Annotated in this window: 15 protein-coding genes; 3 read left to right on the top strand and 12 right to left on the bottom strand. The window is 57.6% G+C overall.

Annotated elements, in window-relative coordinates; all coding sequences use genetic code 11:
* The first annotated feature begins 58 nt into the window (after positions 1-58).
* Genes A6U95_RS09215 through A6U95_RS29665 form a run of 3 tightly spaced genes read left to right on the top strand, consistent with a single transcriptional unit; the run spans position 59 to position 2,624 of the window.
* Positions 59-1,459 carry a cytochrome ubiquinol oxidase subunit I gene (locus A6U95_RS09215; protein ID WP_059201082.1) on the top strand — a complete coding sequence of 467 codons (1,401 nt, stop codon included), beginning with the start codon at positions 59-61 and terminating at the stop codon, positions 1,457-1,459.
* Positions 1,460-1,461: 2 nt separating this feature from the next.
* On the top strand, positions 1,462-2,469 hold the full coding sequence (gene cydB, locus A6U95_RS09210) for a cytochrome d ubiquinol oxidase subunit II (protein ID WP_065684249.1): 1,008 nt from the start codon (positions 1,462-1,464) through the stop codon (positions 2,467-2,469).
* Between the two features lie 11 nt (positions 2,470-2,480).
* Positions 2,481-2,624, top strand: a complete 144-nt coding sequence (locus tag A6U95_RS29665; protein WP_074028769.1) for a DUF2474 domain-containing protein — start codon at positions 2,481-2,483, stop codon at positions 2,622-2,624.
* Positions 2,625-2,626: 2 nt separating this feature from the next.
* Here A6U95_RS29665 and A6U95_RS09205 read toward each other — a convergent pair whose 3' ends face one another.
* From A6U95_RS09205 to A6U95_RS09150, 12 genes are all read right to left on the bottom strand, one after another.
* The gene (locus tag A6U95_RS09205) at positions 2,627-3,721 is read right to left on the bottom strand and encodes an acyl-CoA desaturase (RefSeq protein WP_241810635.1); all 1,095 of its coding nucleotides are present in this window, start codon (positions 3,719-3,721) and stop codon (positions 2,627-2,629) included.
* Entirely contained in the window at positions 3,718-4,812 is a 1,095-nt protein-coding gene (locus A6U95_RS09200; RefSeq protein ID WP_065684248.1) for an acyl-CoA desaturase, read from the bottom strand. Before A6U95_RS09200 ends, A6U95_RS09205 begins: the two co-directional genes overlap by 4 nt.
* On the bottom strand, positions 4,805-5,923 hold the full coding sequence (locus A6U95_RS09195) for a sterol desaturase family protein (protein WP_065684247.1): 1,119 nt from the start codon (positions 5,921-5,923) through the stop codon (positions 4,805-4,807). The genes A6U95_RS09200 and A6U95_RS09195 overlap by 8 nt, the downstream gene beginning before the upstream one ends.
* Positions 5,920-6,537, bottom strand: a complete 618-nt coding sequence (locus tag A6U95_RS09190; protein ID WP_065684246.1) for a phosphatase PAP2 family protein — start codon at positions 6,535-6,537, stop codon at positions 5,920-5,922. Before A6U95_RS09190 ends, A6U95_RS09195 begins: the two co-directional genes overlap by 4 nt.
* Positions 6,534-7,820 (bottom strand): F390 synthetase-related protein, encoded by a 1,287-nt coding sequence (locus tag A6U95_RS09185; protein ID WP_065684245.1) that lies wholly within the window; start codon positions 7,818-7,820, stop codon positions 6,534-6,536. Before A6U95_RS09185 ends, A6U95_RS09190 begins: the two co-directional genes overlap by 4 nt.
* Entirely contained in the window at positions 7,817-8,623 is an 807-nt protein-coding gene (locus A6U95_RS09180) for an MBL fold metallo-hydrolase (RefSeq protein WP_065684244.1), read from the bottom strand. The genes A6U95_RS09185 and A6U95_RS09180 overlap by 4 nt, the downstream gene beginning before the upstream one ends.
* Complete coding sequence (locus tag A6U95_RS09175) at positions 8,616-9,632, bottom strand: NAD(P)-dependent oxidoreductase (protein WP_065684243.1); 1,017 nt, start codon at positions 9,630-9,632, stop codon at positions 8,616-8,618. The genes A6U95_RS09180 and A6U95_RS09175 overlap by 8 nt, the downstream gene beginning before the upstream one ends.
* Positions 9,629-10,636: a 3-oxoacyl-[acyl-carrier-protein] synthase III C-terminal domain-containing protein gene (locus tag A6U95_RS09170; protein ID WP_065684242.1), complete on the bottom strand. Its 1,008-nt coding sequence runs from the start codon at positions 10,634-10,636 to the stop codon at positions 9,629-9,631. The genes A6U95_RS09175 and A6U95_RS09170 overlap by 4 nt, the downstream gene beginning before the upstream one ends.
* A 369-nt stretch (positions 10,637-11,005) precedes the next feature.
* Positions 11,006-11,683, bottom strand: coding sequence for a respiratory nitrate reductase subunit gamma (narI, locus tag A6U95_RS09165; RefSeq protein ID WP_024485415.1), 678 nt, complete (start codon positions 11,681-11,683; stop codon positions 11,006-11,008).
* 2 nt (positions 11,684-11,685) lie between these two features.
* Entirely contained in the window at positions 11,686-12,408 is a 723-nt protein-coding gene (gene narJ, locus A6U95_RS09160) for a nitrate reductase molybdenum cofactor assembly chaperone (RefSeq protein WP_065684241.1), read from the bottom strand.
* Positions 12,405-13,949 (bottom strand): nitrate reductase subunit beta, encoded by a 1,545-nt coding sequence (narH, locus tag A6U95_RS09155; protein WP_065684240.1) that lies wholly within the window; start codon positions 13,947-13,949, stop codon positions 12,405-12,407. Before narH ends, narJ begins: the two co-directional genes overlap by 4 nt.
* Positions 13,946-17,707, bottom strand: coding sequence for a nitrate reductase subunit alpha (locus A6U95_RS09150; protein WP_065684239.1), 3,762 nt, complete (start codon positions 17,705-17,707; stop codon positions 13,946-13,948). The genes narH and A6U95_RS09150 overlap by 4 nt, the downstream gene beginning before the upstream one ends.
* Between the last annotated feature and the right edge of the window lies 1 nt (position 17,708).

Raw genomic sequence — 17,708 nt, 5'->3', positions numbered from 1 at the left:
TAATAAGCAAGCTTTCGCTTTCCTAAGAGGCCGATTATGAACAAATCAAGGAGGCTCCATGTTCGGACTTGATGCATTGGAGCTGGCACGGATCCAGTTCGCCTTTACCGTTTCCTTCCATATTATCTTCCCGGCGATCACCATCGGCATGGCCAGCTATCTGGCGGTGCTCGAAGGCCTATGGCTGAAAACCGGCAATCAGGCTTACCGGGACCTGTACCACTTCTGGTCCAAAATCTTCGCCGTCAACTTCGGCATGGGCGTGGTTTCCGGCCTGGTAATGGCCTATCAGTTCGGCACCAACTGGAGCTTTTTCTCCGAATTTGCCGGCAGTATCACCGGCCCATTGCTGACTTATGAAGTGCTGACCGCCTTCTTCCTCGAAGCCGGATTCCTGGGCGTGATGCTGTTTGGCTGGAATCGTGTTGGCCCCGGCCTGCACTTCTTCGCTACCTGTATGGTAGCACTCGGCACGCTGATCTCTACCTTCTGGATCTTGGCTTCCAACAGCTGGATGCAGACCCCGCAGGGGCACGAGATCATCAATGGAGTCGTCGTACCGGTTGACTGGTTCAAAGTGATCTTCAACCCGTCCTTCCCTTACCGCCTGCTGCATATGACCACCGCAGCATTCCTGTCGTCGGCCTTCTTTATCGGTGCCTCGGCGGCCTGGCACCTGCTGCGTGGCCGTGATACGCCAGCCATGCGCAAGATGCTGTCGATGGCCATGTGGATGGCACTGATCGTCGCCCCTATTCAGGCGGTGATCGGCGACGCACACGGCCTCAATACGCTGAAATATCAACCGGCCAAAATCGCCGCCATCGAAGGCCACTGGGAGAACCCGCCAGGAGAGGCCACGCCGTTGATCCTGTTCGGATGGCCGGATATGGAGCGTGAAGAAACCCGTTTTAAGGTGGAAATTCCTTACCTAGGCAGCCTAATCCTCACCCACAGCCTCACCGAGCAGGTTCCGGCGTTGAAATCCTTCGCACCGGAAGATCGCCCGAATTCCACCGTGGTGTTCTGGTCGTTCCGCATCATGGTGGCGCTGGGCATGCTGATGATCCTGGCTGGCGTGTGGAGCCTGTGGCTACGCTGGCGCGGCGGACTCTATCAGTCCAAACCCTTCCTGTACTTCATTCTGTGGATGGGGCCTTCAGGGCTGATTGCCTTGCTGGCGGGGTGGTTCACCACCGAGATTGGCCGCCAGCCGTGGGTCGTCTACGGGCTGCAACGCACCGCCGATGCCGTCTCTGCCCATGGCGACATCCATATGAGCGTGAGCCTGCTGGCCTTTATCGCCGTCTACTGCTCGGTGTTTGGCGTCGGTTACTCCTACATGATGCGCCTGATCCGCAAAGGCCCACAGGCCCATGAAGGTGACGAGCCAAGCGGCCACGGCACACCGGCACGCCCGCTCTCAGCGGTACACGAAACTTTGGACGACAGGAGCTGAACATGGGTATCGATCTTCCGCTGATTTGGTTTGTGATCATCGTGTTCAGCACCATGATGTATGTGGTCATGGACGGCTTTGATCTGGGCATCGGCATTCTGTTCCCGTGGGTGAAAGACAGCCACGATCGCGACGTAATGATGAATACCGTGGCACCGGTATGGGACGGCAACGAAACCTGGCTGGTGCTTGGCGGGGCCGCCCTGTTTGGGGCTTTCCCACTGGCTTATGCGGTGATCCTGGACGCGTTGGCCATTCCCCTCACGCTAATGCTGTTTGGCCTGATCTTCCGCGGCGTGGCCTTTGAGTTCCGCTTCAAGGCCAAACCGGAGAAACGCCATATTTGGGACAAGGCGTTTATCGGCGGCTCAATCCTGGCCACCTTCTGCCAGGGCGTGGTCGTCGGGGCGATTATCGACGGCTTCCCGGTGGAAGGCCGCGCCTATGTTGGCGGCCCCTTCGACTGGTTCACTCCGTTCGCCCTGTTCTGCGGTTTAGGCCTGGTAGTGACCTATGCGTTACTCGGCTGCACCTGGTTGGTCATGAAAACAGCGGGAAGCCTGCAGGCCCGGATGCATCGTCTGACCACACCGCTGTTGGTTAGCCTGCTGCTAATCCTGCTGGCCGTCAGCGTCTGGACGCCAATCGCTCACCCTGAAATTGCGACCCGCTGGTTCAGTCTGCCGAACCTGTTCTGGCTGCTGCCGGTGCCGCTGCTGGTGCTGCTCAGCGCATGGGGGATCTGGCACGGCGTAGGCCACGATGCACACTATTCGCCGTTCCTGCTGACGCTGTTGCTGGTATTTCTGGGGCTAAGCGGCCTGGGTATCAGCATCTGGCCGCTGCTGATCCCGCCGACTATCACCCTGTGGCAAGCCGCTGCGCCGCTACAAAGCCTGGGCTTCATGCTGGTGGGCGCACTGTTTATTATTCCGATTATTTTGGTCTACACCTTCTGGAGCTACTACGTGTTCCGCGGCAAGGTGAGCCATGAGGATGGGTATCATTGATGAATAAGACGATGAATGAGAACACCGCCACCATTCCCTGGTGGAAACGCGTCGGCTGGTTGGTGATTATCTGGAGTGCCAGCGTTCTGGGGCTGTTTTTGGTCGCTTCGCTATTCCGCCTGCTGATGACCGCCGCCGGGATGAAGCCGGAATAACTTTACGGCTTCCCCATCGCCCCCAAAAAACGCTGTTGCATCTGCAACAGCGTTTTCAGATCCAGGCACTGATAATCCAGCCCGTGCTGGGCAGCGACTTCGGCAATAATCTTCGCCAGAGCCGGGTAATGCCGATGGCTCCAATGCGGGAACAGATGGTGAGTCAGGTGCAGGTTGGCACCGCCCAGCCAGTAGCCAACCCAGCGTGGCGTGGCCTGCCAGTCGAAGGTGGTGGAAAACAGATGTTGATACCAGCCATGCACCATCTTGCCCTGCTCGGGAACCTGATAAAAATTGGCTTTGGCCCAATGGGTACCGACAATCAACATCACAAACACCAACGACGACAGCATCTGGCTCAGCAGGTAAGTCAACCAGATCGCCGTGGCACTGACCTCAGGCGGCATCAGCCATAGCGGGATTGCCAACGCCAACGTGAAGTGCGCCAGCTTGCTCAGCAAGAAAACGCCCCAGCCTTTGCTCCCCTGCAACATCATCTTGGGCGTCATGCGCGTTTTGCCAGCCCGATCCAACCAGTCAAACAGCCAGATGTAATACGGGAAAGTCAGTGCCGCCACTATCGGCCAGTAGTATTGCTGCAAACGCATAAAGGTTTTGCGCTGCTGGAACGGCGTTTGCCGCAGCACGCCGTTCGGCTCGATATCCGGATCGTAACCTTCAATGTTGTTGTAGGCATGGTGGAAAATGACGTGGCGCACCCGCCAACAGTCCGCATCCAGCCCCAACGGGATGCTCACAATAAAGTTAAGCCAGTGGTTCAGCCGTGCCTGTTTGAAAAAGGCATTGTGTGAGGCGTCGTGCACCACGTTCACCGTCAACATCATGGCGGAGAAAATAAAGCCGACGTAGCAGCCGAAATAGGCCCAGGCGTTTTGCTGTTGCAAACTGAGTGCATAAAAGCCCGCGCACACCAGGATCAGCAGCAACACTTTGGCGAACATTCCGCGGTCGGCAAAGCGGTGGTCGCCCCGCTCCGCCAGATAAGCCTGGCTGCCACGCATCAGCGCCAGATGAATGTCGCGGTTCTCCCGTTGGAACGCCAAGGGCCGCAACGGCGTGGTGTCTGGCATTTTCATCGTGGCTGTTGCCCCATCGTACGTAGGAAGCGTTGCTGCTGTTGCAACAGTTCGCGATAGCCGATGCAGCGATAATCCATGGCATAGCGTGGCGCGAGTTCAGCCAGGATGGCGGCCAGCGCGGGATAATGGCGGTGATTCCAGCCGGGGAACAGATGGTGGGTGAGATGATAATTCAACCCGCCGGTCAGGTGATGCAGCCACTTTGGCGAGGTTTCCCAGTCGCAGGCGGTGGCAAAGTTATGCCGATACCAGCCTTGCGGCATTTGTCCCCCCTCTGGAACCGCGTAAAACTCGGCCTGCGCCCAGTGGGTACCCAACAGTAAGAACACCACCAGCAGCGAGGCCAGCATCTGGCTCAACAGATAAGCGATCAGCACCGTTTGCCAGCCGATACCGTGTTGCTGGCAAACCACCAACGGGACCACCAGCACCACCACTATGTGGCACAGTTTGCTGGCAATAAACACCGCCCAGCCCTTGCGCCCGGCCAGTACACCCTCAGTGGCCAACGGGGTTTTGCCCAACCGGTCTGACCAATCAAACACCAGCGCAATATAGGGCAGCGACAAGGCGGCAATCAGCGGCCAGTAAAGGTGCTGATAGCGCATGTGCGCTCGCCATTGCTGGAACGGTGTCTGGCGGAAAAAGCCGTTCTCTTCGGTGTCCAGATCGTAATGTTCGACGTTGGCATACACATGGTGATAGCTGACGTGCCGTGTCCGCCAATAGTCCGGATCGACCCCCAGCGGGATCGTCACCAAACGCCCCGCCAGGCGATTCACCCAAGGAGTGCGGGCGAACGCGTTATGCGATGCGTCATGATTGACGTTAACGTTCAGCAACATGCCCATCATGACAAAGGCAAAGTAACACAGCATAAACGCCAGCCCCTGCTGCTGCATCAGGCTGAGCAGGTAAAACCCCACGCACAACAACAGCAGGACGATAGCCTTGACCCAACGGGCCACATCGGCAAAGCGGTGATCGTCACGGCCGCTCAGATAAGCATGGGCCCGACGTTTCAGTTCACGATGAAACGCCTGTTCCCCATCCGCAGGGAAAGAGAGTGGCGGCAGAGAGTCAGCCATGGGCCGCTTCCTCCTGGCGTCCCCAGCCCGCGGCGACGGCGCAGCCATGCACCGCAATGCCGCAAGTCATCAGCCACCAGTAAGGTTGGTGCCACCCCAGCGCCAACAGCAACAGCAGTGGAGCGGCCAACGCCACCAGTAACCAGACCTTGACGCCCCAGCTACGGCCTTCGGCAATCCCCCCCAGCGCTACCGCGCCTACCGCCAACAGCATAAACAGTACCGCCTGCTCGCCGGTCAGGCCGTTGTAGCCATATCCAAAGCGATACACATAACCCAGCACCAGGGCGAACAGCAGCAACGCACCACTCACCATACACCACGCGGAGCTGCGGAAACGGGCGCTATTGGCCGAAGGTTTGTAAGGCAGCTTGAAGTAGCGCAAAAACGGTTGATTGCTGGCCCAGAACGGATTAACCGAAGATTTCTCCCCGCGTACGCCATAGGCAAAAGGCTCGGTTGGCAGCGACGGGCCAAAGGTGCCAAACAGCTTGTCCCAGAAGATAAAGCTGCCGCCAAAATTACGGTTGGAATAGGCCAGATCGTTGACGTGATGCACCCGATGGTGCGCTGGGGTAACAAAGATTTTTTCCAGCCAGCCCAGTTTTGGGGTCAGCGCATTATGGTTAAACAGCTGAATGCCGTAGTGCAGGATCGAAACGGTGATAAACACCGAAAGCGGCACACCGGCCAACGCCAGCAGCATAAAGAACGGGATCGACGTTAATGACGAATACCACGAGTTACGCACGCCCAACGAAAGGTTGAAATGCTCGCCCTGGTGATGCACCACATGCACCGCCCACAGTAAACGGAAACGGTGATGCAGACGGTGTAACCAGTAAAAACCAAAGTCCCACGCCAGCAGGGCAAACAGCCACACCAGCGCAACCGGCCAGCTATCGACCAGGCCCAGGCTGAAATGGGTCGCCACATAGCCATAGCAGAAGATCTCCAGCCCCCGGAACAGCCACAGCATGATATGCCCGGAGTTGAGGTTGAAGATCACATCGTGCCAATCAACGCTGCCCCGGTTGCGCTTTTGCAGCCATAGGGCTTCGCCCAGCACCACGCACAGCATAAAGACTATCGGTATTACCAGATCGGTCATGGTCGTTCTCCCTGACGAAAATCACTGACAATCCATCGAACATGCTGGCAGGCATAGCCGACGGCCATGGCCAACACCGCTCCACTGAGCAAATCCACCAGCAGGTGACGGCGCAGTTGCAGAATAGAGAAAGCAATCGCCAGTCCCCAAACCGACAACAGTACGCTGCGCCATTTTTTCCGACTGTCCGCCACGGCCCACACGGCCAGGGCCGTCAAGGCTATATGCAAAGAGGGTAAGCAGTTTTGTTTTGAATCAATCCCGATCAATGCCGCCAGCATGGTGGAGCTGAGTGAACTACCGTGATCGACCGGGTAGTCCATCGTCGTCGGCCACAGCAGATAGATGGCCCCCGCAACAATAGCGGCAAGCTGCATCGAGCTTCTAAGCCATTTGATCCGGCTCAGCGGGCACAGCAGATAGCACAGCGGAACGATCAGGAAAAAAGACAGGTATAGCCAGATAGCATGCGGGCTAAAGGGAATTGCGCGATCCAGCCAACTCGGCGTCAGCTGATAACCCGCTCCTTGCCATCGGTCAGTGCTGTTATAAATCAGGCCAACAAAGCCCCAGCCCAGCAGCATTTGCCATAGGCGATAGATCACCTCTTTCATGATGCCTCCGGCAAACGCACGATGCGACGGCGTTTGGCATCGAACTGCGGCATGATGCTCTGTGCGGTCAGTTGCCACTCCAGTTGCTGCACCGCGATACCTTGCTGGGTAAACAGCGCCATCAGGTGCTGCTGACAATGTTTCAGCTCGGCAGGGTTACAGTCGGCCATCAGATGCAGCCGCTGGCTAGACAACTGGGTTAGGCGATAATCGGCCACGGCGGGTAACGCGTTGGCAATCACACGGCGGCATAGATCGGCAAAGACTCGCTGCGCTGTGCCCTGCAATCCTGGCAGCAAGAGTTGATCGTCACAGCGCCCTTCAATCCGATCCAACGCCATGCTGGCCTGGCCGCATGGGCAAGGCTCCGCACGCCGCACCAGAATATCATCCAGCCGATAACGCACGATCGGCTGCGTACGGCGCGTAAAATCGGTGATCAGCGGGGTAAATCGCTGCTCATCGATCCACTGCGGTTCCACGTGAATAAACTCTTCGTTCAGATGCAAGGTGCCGTGGCTACAGGTGGCTGCCAGAAAACCTTCGGTGGCCTGATAGACTTCACCTACGTCGGCAAATACCCGCTTTAGCAGTTGGCGATCCTGCGGCTCCAGCACCTCGGCCACCGAGATCACTTTCTTCACCCGCAATTGCAGTTCGCCCCGTTCAACTGCGTTAGCCAACGCGCACAATACCTGCGCAGGTGCGACCACGATGGTGGGTTGCTCGCGCTCAATCTGCGGTAAGTGCTCGGCAAAGGGAGCAAACAGATCGTAAAACGTCAGGCTCAACCAGCGGTTGTTGACGCTGTGATACAGATTGTTGTCCGCACGCAGAAACAGCGCGACCCGCTCACCGGCAAACACCCCTTGCGGCAACATTTTGGCCAGCATGCCGCCAGCCCAGATCTGCTGTTCCTGCGGGCTGACCACAAACACGCCTCGTCGCCCGGAGGTACCGGTCGATAAACCTACGCTGTATTTGCCCACTTTGGGGGTAAAGTCACGATCGGTTTCGCTGCGCCGGGCGCAGGCCAACAGCGCCTCCAGTTGCAGCCCAGCGGTATTCATCCGATCAAAATGCGTCATCATGATCGCTTTGTCCATTTCTGGCCATTCGCTCACAGGTAACAGACAGTATGGCCGGAAATAGGGGCTATACGCCAATACCCGACGGGCGAAGCGTTTTAACTGACGCGCCTGGTAAGCCTCCAGTTCTGCCCGTTCGGTGAAATGCAGCCTGCGCGCTCGCAGATAGTGCCACAGCGTCATCAGCGGGATCATAAATCCCCCTCATGGCACAACAGGATCTCTGCCGCGCCGCCGTGATGCAGCTGGTTGAGCGCTTCAAGGGTTTGGTAGTAGCTACGCGGATTATCCATGATCAGGTTCGCCAGCCGCGAAGGACCACGCAGTTGCTGGTAGTTCAGCGGCGACCAGGCGGCATCGCTTGCCAGCAGCGTCCAGCCCGCGTCGGTTTGGACAAAGGCACCAAGATGGCCCGCCGCATGGCCTGGCAGAGGCACAATGAGGATTTGCCCTTCGCTGCCTGGTAGTGCATACCCCTGCTGGAACGGTGCCAGTTCGGCTGGCAGACTCTGTAGCGGGAATGACTCCACAAACTGCAATGCGGATTCAAACTCCTCGGGGATCAACCCCGGTATAAACGCCCGCTTCAGGGCGGCAAAACCGCGCAGCTCACGAGTTTGCTGCCAGCCCTCACCAGAACAAATCATGTTGAGACTGCTGAAATCACGCAGGCCAGCGATATGGTCAGCATGAAAATGGGAAATAATCACCGCCTCAATATCACCCACGCCTACCCCCCGGCTACGCAACTGCTCAAGCAGCGCCTGCTGTGGGCTGAAATAGACCGGGGTAATCTGGCTATACAACCGGAAAATACCGCTGGCGGTGTACTGTTGGAAATAGCTGGCATAGCCGGTATCCCATAGCCAGCGACGTTCGCCCACCTCCAACAGGTAGGCACGGGAGGGGAATTTGCAGCTACGCATCGGCGAGCCACGCAGCGCCATGCAGCCAAGGTGGGTGCAATAGCCGATTTCGAAGGTGGTGATGTTAGCCATGCGCCGCCATCCCCTGCTGTTTCATCCATTGCCCGGTCAGCTCAATCCCCTGCTCCAGGCTATAACGTGGCCGGTAGCCCAGATCTTCAATCGCGCGGCTGTTATCCAGCGTCATATCAAAATAGGCGGCCGCCGCGCTGTAGCGCGTCAGCATCGGCTCTTTGCCGGTAAAATGGGCTATCAATTCCATCCCCCCTGCCACCGCCCACAACAGCCGGTAAGGCAATGCCTGCACCTTATATTGCCAGCCTAGCTGCTGGGCCAGCAGTTGGTGCAGCATATCCTCCAGCCGCTGGGGCTGTTGGTTGGTGATGTTATAAATGCCGCCGGAAGGCAAATTCGCCCGGTTGCTGGCCAGATCCATCGCATGCACTACGTTGAGCACAAAGGTCAGGTCCAGATAGGCTTTACCGCCGCCGGGCAGGCGCAGAGCACCTTTATCACGCTGCATCTGGGCCAGGATCCTGGGTACGATCACTCGGTCATGCGGGCCAAACAGGCCGCGCGGGCGCAGGATCAGGTAGGTGGTTTGCGGATAGCGATGCAGCAGCGCGCTGATGCTCTGTTCGGCAGCATACTTGCTGGCAGCGTAATGATTGGCAAACCGGCGGGCAGGTTCACCTTCGGTGATGTTGTGATGATGCCTGAAATCAAAATAGATCGCCGGCGTCGAGATATGGATAAAGCGTTTCACCCCGCAGCGCCCGGCAGCTTTGGCGAGCTTTTCCGTAACATAGGTGTTGGCCTGGAAAAACGCCTTGCGATCGCCCCACGGGGAAGATTTGGCGGCACAATGCCAGACGATATCATACCCCCTCATCAATTGTTCGCACTGTTCCATCCCGGCACGGGTCAGATCCAACGGGGTAAACTTTGCCCCCAGTGCCACCAACTCACGGCCAACGGCCTCATCACGCCCGGTAGCATGCACCTGATGCCCGGCAGCCAACAGCCACTCGGCCGCATTGCGCCCTAACCCACTGGTCGCCCCGGTTACCAAGACTTTCATGGCAGCAGAACCATGCCGCCCAGGGTCAGCCCAGCAGCGGTACCGATCAACATTACCGGCTGATTGGCCTTCAGCCTGTCGGTGATCGCCGCCTCGTGCAGCGCGGAAGGAATTGACGCCGCCACCTGGTTGCCCCGGTAACGATAGATATCCACCAACGCCTCTGGCGCTACATGCAACCTTTTGCGCATATGTTCCAGCGAGAGATGACTGGCCTGGTGCGGGACCACGGTGGCGATTTGTGTCAAGGTGAGCCCTGCAGCGCTCAGCAAGCGCTCAAGGTAGCCTTCTATCAGCGCCGAAGCCTGGCGGAACAGCTGCTTGCCCTTCATATGGAACAGGAAATCGCTGTCGTTCATCCCGGCGCGCGGGTTACAGCGCGTGCCACCGGCGCGGATTTCACACAAATCGCTGCCTTCCGGGTAGGTTTCCATCAGGTAGGACAAAATACCGCTGCGCCCATCGCCGCGCTCCACAATGGCACAGGCGGCACCATCGCCAAAAATCAGTGAGGACTCTTCATCTTCCCAGTCGATACCGCGCGAGGCGATATCGGCGGAGACAATGGCAATTCGCCGGTAAACGCCTGTGTTGAGAAGCCCAGCCGCCACCTGCAATGCGCTAATGAAGCTGACGCAGCTGGTATTGATATCAAAACCTGCGGTACCTGAGGGTAAGCCAGCGATTTTAAGAATATGCGCGGCACTAAAGGGTAATGCCTGTACGGAAATAGCCGAAGCCGAGATCAACAGATCGATGGAGTCACGCGGGATAGCATGGTGAGCCAGCGCATCATCCAATGCGGCGACGGCCAGTTCGGCCTGGCTGGCCTGATTGCTGGCATGAAAGCGATGAACAATCCCCGAGCGTTTTTCTACATAGCCGACGGGTTTGTTCAATTGCCGATCCAACGCCGAAGATTCGATGCAGCCGGGAGGCAACGCCGCACCGGTCGCGATGATTTTCAGCGGCAGGACGGGGTGGGACAGGTTATCAATGGTCATAGGTGTTCAGTCTGCTTATCCCTAACTCGTTTGGCTTAGCATCCAGCGTAATTAATCAAACCATTTACGCTCTTTTGATCTAGCCCTTATTTAACATCAGCATAATGAAAATCCTAACAGGAAATTTTACTGATTGATTCCGTTCGCTTAACTAACCTGGTAAACCATGCCGTTAACCTAATGGCACAGCCTAGATCAACGCCGAAAAGAGATCTATAAGAATAAGCTGTTTGGCCTGGTTCGGGGAGGCTAAGGCAGGCCAGAATCAAAGGCTGAGTCAACGATAAAAGGGTGTAGGTTAAGCAGCAATACGAGGGAAATAGAACAGCGGCAACGTCCAAAGACCTTGCCGCTGGATAACGTGGGGAATTAACGGCGGTTACGTACCAACTGGTAGCGGCGAGTCAGATATTCCACCGGCACGCTCCAGATATGCACCAGACGGCAGAACGGGAATATCAGGAACAGGGTCATGCCCAGCACGATATGGATCTTGAATATCAGAGCAACCCCTTCCAGGTGTTGAGCTGCACCGCCATGGAAGGTCACCACCGCTTGCGCCCAGGCGACCAACTTCAGCATCTCGCTACCGTCCATGTGTTGAGCAGAGAACGGAATGGTCAACAGCCCCAGGCACACCTGCACGACCAGCAACGTCAGGATCAGGATATCCCCCACGCTACTGGTGGCGCGGATACGTGGGTTGGTCAAACGGCGCTTTAATAACAGCACACCGCCCACCAGCATCATCACGCCACAGGCCCCACCGGCGAACATCGCCATTTTCTGTTTCACGGCGATCGGCAGGAAAGATTCATACATCCAGTGCGGCGTCAGCATGCCAAGGAAGTGCCCGGCAAAAATGCCCAGAATGCCAATATGAAACAGGTTAGAGGCCAGCCGCATGCCCTTTTTATCCAGCATCTGGCTGGAGCCAGCACGCCAGGTGTATTGCCCGTAGTCGTAACGCAGCCAACTGCCGATCAGGAAGATCGCCCCGGCGATATACGGATAGATATCGAAGAAGAAAAGCGTCAGAAAGTGCATGATTAGCGTCCTTTGGTTGCCGTGGTCATTGAACCCACATCCAGATACTGTGGCGCCACCGCCCCAGCAAAGCGCCGCTGGTGGGTGGCCTGCTGCGCCGAAGCACAGCCTTGCTCACCCAAAAACTTGATCTGTTCTTCTTCCCAGACGGCATCCAGAGCCTGTGGCGTGTCGTCACGTGTCTCACCGGCAACTTGTGGCTGTAAACTTTTGGCTGCAACGCCACTAGCAGACAACACCAGCAGCAGATCGAACAGCACCGCATACGGGCTGTGACGCTGCTGCAAACGAGCACCCAGCAGAGCCAGAATGGGGGCGATATCCTGCAATCCGCCCTGAGCTTCCTCTTTGTTGCGGCTAGCCAGATACTCCAGATACAGCGGCAGGAAGTCCGGCAGTTCGCGGCTGTCGATCTCCAGCCCGGCTTCGCGGTATTGCGCCATCAGATCGACCATAGCCTGGCCTCGATCGCGGGATTCACCGTGAACATGCTCAAACAACAACAGTGAAGTCGCACGGCCACGATCGAACAGCTCGCAATACTCCGCCTGCACATCCAGCAACGGACGGGCACAGAAGCGGCGGATAAACAGAATCAACTGGGCGCTGTGATGCAAGTCCAGTTCACAGGCCGGTTCCAGGGCTTCCACCAGCTCTTGCTGATGGTCAAACAATTCCTGCTCAGGATAATCCAGCAGGCGGGCAATAATTCGCAGAGCGATCATGAGGCATCCTCCTTGCGCGGGGTTTTCTGCGTCACGTCGATGGCATCGATGCGGCGGCTGTTGAACAGGTTGAATTTGCTGTCACTGCCGTGGCAACCGTCGCCAAAGCTGAAGCCACAGCCTTTGCTTTCCGGAAAGGCTTCGCGCGCCAGTTCACGGTGGCTGGAAGGCACGACGAAACGATCTTCGTAGTTCGCGATCGCCAGATAGCGATACATCTCTTGCGCCTGCGCCTCTGTCAGCCCCACCTGCTCCAGCGCACTGGTGTCCACCACGCCGTCCACGGTTTCTGCCCGCTTGTAGTGGCGCATCGCCAACATCCGTTTTAGCGCCAACAGCACCGGAGCGGTATCCCCGGCGGTCAACAGATTCGCCAGATATTGCACCGGGATGCGCAGGCTTTCGACATCAGGCAGTACGCCGCTGTGGGCCAACTCACCGGCATCCGCAGCCGACTGGATCGGAGACAACGGTGGTACATACCACACCATCGGCAAAGTGCGATATTCCGGGTGCAGCGGCAGCGCCAGCTTCCAGTCCATCGCCATCTTGTAAACCGGCGACTGCTGCGCAGCCTCAATCACCCCTTGCGGGATACCGTCTTTCAACGCTTGCTCAATCACCGCCGGGTCGTGCGGATCGAGGAAGATATCCATTTGGCTCTGATACAGGTCTTTATCGTTCTCTGTCGCGGCCGCTTGTTCAATGCGGTCGGCATCGTACAGCAGCACGCCGAGATAGCGGATACGCCCCACGCAGGTTTCCGAACAAACGGTCGGCTGGCCAGCCTCAATCCTTGGGTAGCAGAAGATGCACTTCTCGGATTTGCCGCTCTTCCAGTTGAAGTAGATTTTCTTGTACGGGCAGCCGGTCAGGCACATCCGCCAGCCGCGGCATTTATCCTGATCGATCAGCACAATGCCGTCTTCGCCGCGTTTATAGATCGCACCGCTCGGACAAGTCGCCACACAGGCCGGGTTCAGGCAGTGCTCGCACAGGCGTGGCAGATACATCATGAAGGTGTTTTCGAACTGGCCGTACATCGCCTTCTGCATGTTGTCGAAGTTTTTGTCTTTGGCACGTTTGTCGAACTCACCGCCGAGGATCTCTTCCCAGTTTGGGCCGCTTTCGATCTTGTTCATCCGCTGGCCGGTGATCAGCGAGCGCGGACGGGCGATCGGCTGATGCTTGCCCTGCGGGGCGGTATGCAGGTTCTGGTAGTCGTAATCGAACGGCTCGTAATAATCGTCCAGCGCGGGAACATCCGGGTTGGCAAAGATCTTCGACAGCAGGCCAATGCGGTTACCCATGCGCGGCTCCAGCTTGCCGTTGATTTTGCGTATCCAGCCGCCCTTCCATTTGTCCTGATCTTCCCAGGCGTTGGGATAGCCGATACCCGGCTTGCTTTCCACGTTGTTGAACCAGGCATATTCCATGCCTTCGCGGCTGGTCCAGACGTTCTTACAGGTCACCGAACAGGTATGACAACCGATGCATTTGTCCAGGTTGAGTACCATGCCAACTTGCGAACGAATTTTCATTTGGCTTTCTCCTGCTGGCTGCCCTGCGCGTAGTCGTTACCTTCGCCGTCTAACCAGTCGATATGGTCCATTTTGCGCACCACCACAAACTCATCGCGATTCGAGCCTACGGTGCCGTAGTAGTTAAAACCGTAGGCCAGCTGCGCATAGCCACCGATCATATGGGTCGGTTTCGGGCACACGCGGGTCACCGAGTTGTGGATCCCCCCGCGCTGGCTGGTGATTTCCGAACCTGGAATGTTCACGATACGTTCCTGCGCGTGATACATCATGGTCATCCCCGAAGGAATACGCTGGCTGACCACCGCACGGGCGGTGAGCGCTCCGTTGGCGTTGAAGGCCTCGATCCAGTCGTTATCTTCAATGCCCAGATCTTTGGCATCGTCCTCACTCAGCCAGACGATTGGCCCGCCGCGTGACAGGGTCAGCATCAGCAGGTTGTCGCTGTAGGTGGAGTGAATGCCCCACTTCTGGTGCGGCGTCAGGAAGTTCAGCGCCTTCTCTTTGTTACAGTTTGGCTTTTTATTCAGCAACGGCTGCGCGGCACGGGTGTCGATCGGCGGGCGATAGACCAGCAGGCTTTCCCCGAAGGCACGCATCCACTCGTGATCCTGATAAAGCTGCTGGCGGCCACTCAGGGTGCGCCATGGGATCAGCTCATGCACGTTGGTGTAGCAGGCGTTGTAAGAGACGTGTTCATCCTCCAGACCAGACCAGGTAGGGCTGGAGATGATCTTGCGCGGCTGGGCCTGAATATCGCGGAAACGGATCTTTTCGTCTTCCTTGTTCAGTGCCAGATGGGTGTGATCGCGCCCGGTGATGTTGCTCAGCGCCTGCCAGGCTTTCACCGCCACCTGCCCATTGGTTTCCGGTGCCAGCGAGAGGATCACTTCCGCCGCATCGATAGCACTTTCGATCTTAGGCCGCCCAACTGCCGGGCCTTCGGTCTTCACGTAGTTGAGCTTTTTCAGGAAGTCGACTTCGGTCTGGGTGTTCCAACTGATGCCCTTCCCCCCGTTGCCAAGCTTGTCCAGCAGCGGACCGAGCGAGGTAAAGCGCTCGTAGGTCGCGGGATAATCGCGTTCAACCACCATGATGTGTGGCGCGGTTTTACCCGGGATCAGCTCGCACTCGCCTTTCTTCCAGTCTTTCACGCCGTAGGGCTGTGCCAGTTCGGCGGCGGAGTCATGCTGGATCGGCAGCGTAACAATGTCGGTTTCCTGGCCCAGATGGCCAACGCACACCTCGGAGAACGCTTTGGCGATCCCCTTGTAGATCTCCCAGTCGCTCTTGGAATCCCAGGCAGGATCGACAGCCGCAGACAGCGGATGAATAAACGGATGCATGTCCGAGGTATTCATATCGTCTTTCTCGTACCAGGTGGCGGTAGGCAGCACGATGTCGGAATACAGGCAGGTGCTGGACATGCGGAAATCAAGCGTCACGACCAGATCCAACTTGCCTTCGCCGCCGTTATCCAACCACTCGACTTCCTGCGGTTTTACGCCGCCCTGCTGGCCCAAATCCTGGCCCTGGATGCCATTCTCGGTCCCCAGCAGGTATTTGAGCATGTATTCATGCCCCTTGCCGGAGGAGCCCAGCAGGTTGGAGCGCCAGACGAACAGGTTACGCGGGAAGTTTTGCGGGTTATCCGGCTGTTCGGCAGCAAAGCGAACGCTGCCCTGTTTGAGGCTCTCCACGGTGAAATCCAGCGGCGTCTGACCGGCCGCTTTGGCCTGAGCGGCCAGATGCAGCGGGTTAGTGTCCAGTTGCGGTGCCGATGGCAACCAACCCATGCGTTCAGCACGCACGTTAAGATCGATCAGGCTGCCAGCAAACTGACTCTTGTCCGCCATCGGTGACAACAGCTCTTCGGTGCCGACCGTTTCGTAACGCCATTGGCTGGAGTGGTTGTAGAAGAACGAGGTGCTGTTCATATGGCGAGCCGGCCGTTGCCAATCCAGGCCAAAGGCCAGCGGCATCCAACCGGTTTGTGGGCGCAGCTTTTCCTGACCGACATAGTGCGCCCAGCCGCCGCCGCTTTGGCCAACGCAACCGCAGAAGATCAACATGTTGATCAGCCCGCGATAGGTCATGTCCATGTGATACCAGTGGTTGACACCGGCACCAACGATAATCATCGAGCGGCCGTGGGTTTTCTCGGCGTTTTCGGCAAACTCCCGCGCAATGCGGATGATGTTATGGCGTGAGACGCCGGTGATCTGTTCTGCCCAGGCTGGCGTATAGGCTTTGACTTCATCATAACCGTTGGCGCAGTTGGCATCATTCAGGCCACGATCCAGGCCGTAGTTAGCCAGCGTCAGGTCGTAGACGCTGGTCACCAATGCCTGGCTGCCGTCCGCCAGTTGCAGGCGTTTTACCGGCAGTTTGTGCAGCAGGATGTCGTCCAACGCCACGCTGTTGAAATGCTCACTCTCGGCACCGCCAAAGTATGGGAAGCCAACGTCAACCACCTCATCATGGCTGCCTAGCAGGCTGAGTTGCAGCTCCACATCCTGCTGGGCTTTACCTTCACGCTGTTCCAGGTTCCATTTGCCCTTCTCACCCCAACGGAAACCGATAGAGCCGTGCGGCGCCACCAGTTCACCGCTGGTCTGATCCAGCGCGACGGTTTTCCACTCGGGGTTGTTTTCCTGGCCAAGGCCATCCACCAGATCGGCGGCGCGCAGCAGGCGGCCAGCGGCGTAATAACCTTCGGTACGCGGCTCCAGCAACACCAGCATCGGCATATCGGTATAGCGACGGACATAGTCGCGGAAATAACCAACTTCACGATCCAGATGGAACTCTTTGAGCATCACGTGGCCCATCGCCAGCGCCATTGCGCTATCGGTACCCTGTTTCGGGTTAAGCCACTGGTCGCATAGCTTGGCCACTTCCGCGTAGTCTGGCGTCACTGCGACGGTTTTGGTGCCCTTGTAGCGAACCTCGGTGAAGAAGTGGGCATCCGGGGTGCGCGTTTGCGGCACGTTGGAGCCCCAGGCAATGATGTACGAGGAGTTGTACCAGTCGGCGGATTCCGGCACGTCGGTCTGCTCGCCCCAGGTCATCGGCGAGGCCGGTGGCAAATCGCAGTACCAGTCGTAGAAGCTCAAGCAGGTGCCACCAATCAGCGATAGGTAACGGGCCCCCGCCGCGTAAGACACCATCGACATCGCCGGGATCGGCGAGAAGCCGATAATACGGTCCGGGCCAAAGGTCTTGGCGGTATAGACGTTGGAGGCAGCGATCAGTTCATTGACTTCCTGCCAGCTGGAGCGGACAAAACCACCGCGGCCACGAGCCACTTTGTAGCTTTTGGCTTTTTCAGGGTCGGAAACGATCGAACCCCAGGCATCAACCGGATCGCTATGCAAGGCTTTAGCCTCGCGCCATAGCTTGATTAGGCGTTTGCGCATCAGCGGATATTTCAGGCGGTTGGCGCTGTAGAGATACCAGGAATAGCTGGCACCGCGTGGGCAGCCACGGGGCTCATGGTTGGGCAAATCTGGACGGGTACGTGGATAATCAGTCTGCTGGGTTTCCCAGGTGACCAGGCCGTTTTTCACATAAATTTTCCAGCTACAGGAGCCGGTGCAGTTAACACCATGGGTGGAGCGCACCACTTTGTCGTGCTGCCAGCGGCTGCGGTAACCGTCTTCCCAATCGCGGTTGGTGTTTAGCGTTTGGCCATGGCCGCCAGAGAAAGGTTCGGCCAACTGCTTGAAGTAGCGGAACCGATCTAGAAATTTGCTCATC

The organism is Serratia sp. 14-2641 (assembly GCF_001692375.1).
GTDB lineage: Bacteria > Pseudomonadota > Gammaproteobacteria > Enterobacterales > Enterobacteriaceae > Chania > Chania fonticola_C.
This window is presented reverse-complemented; position numbering and strand designations above follow the sequence as displayed.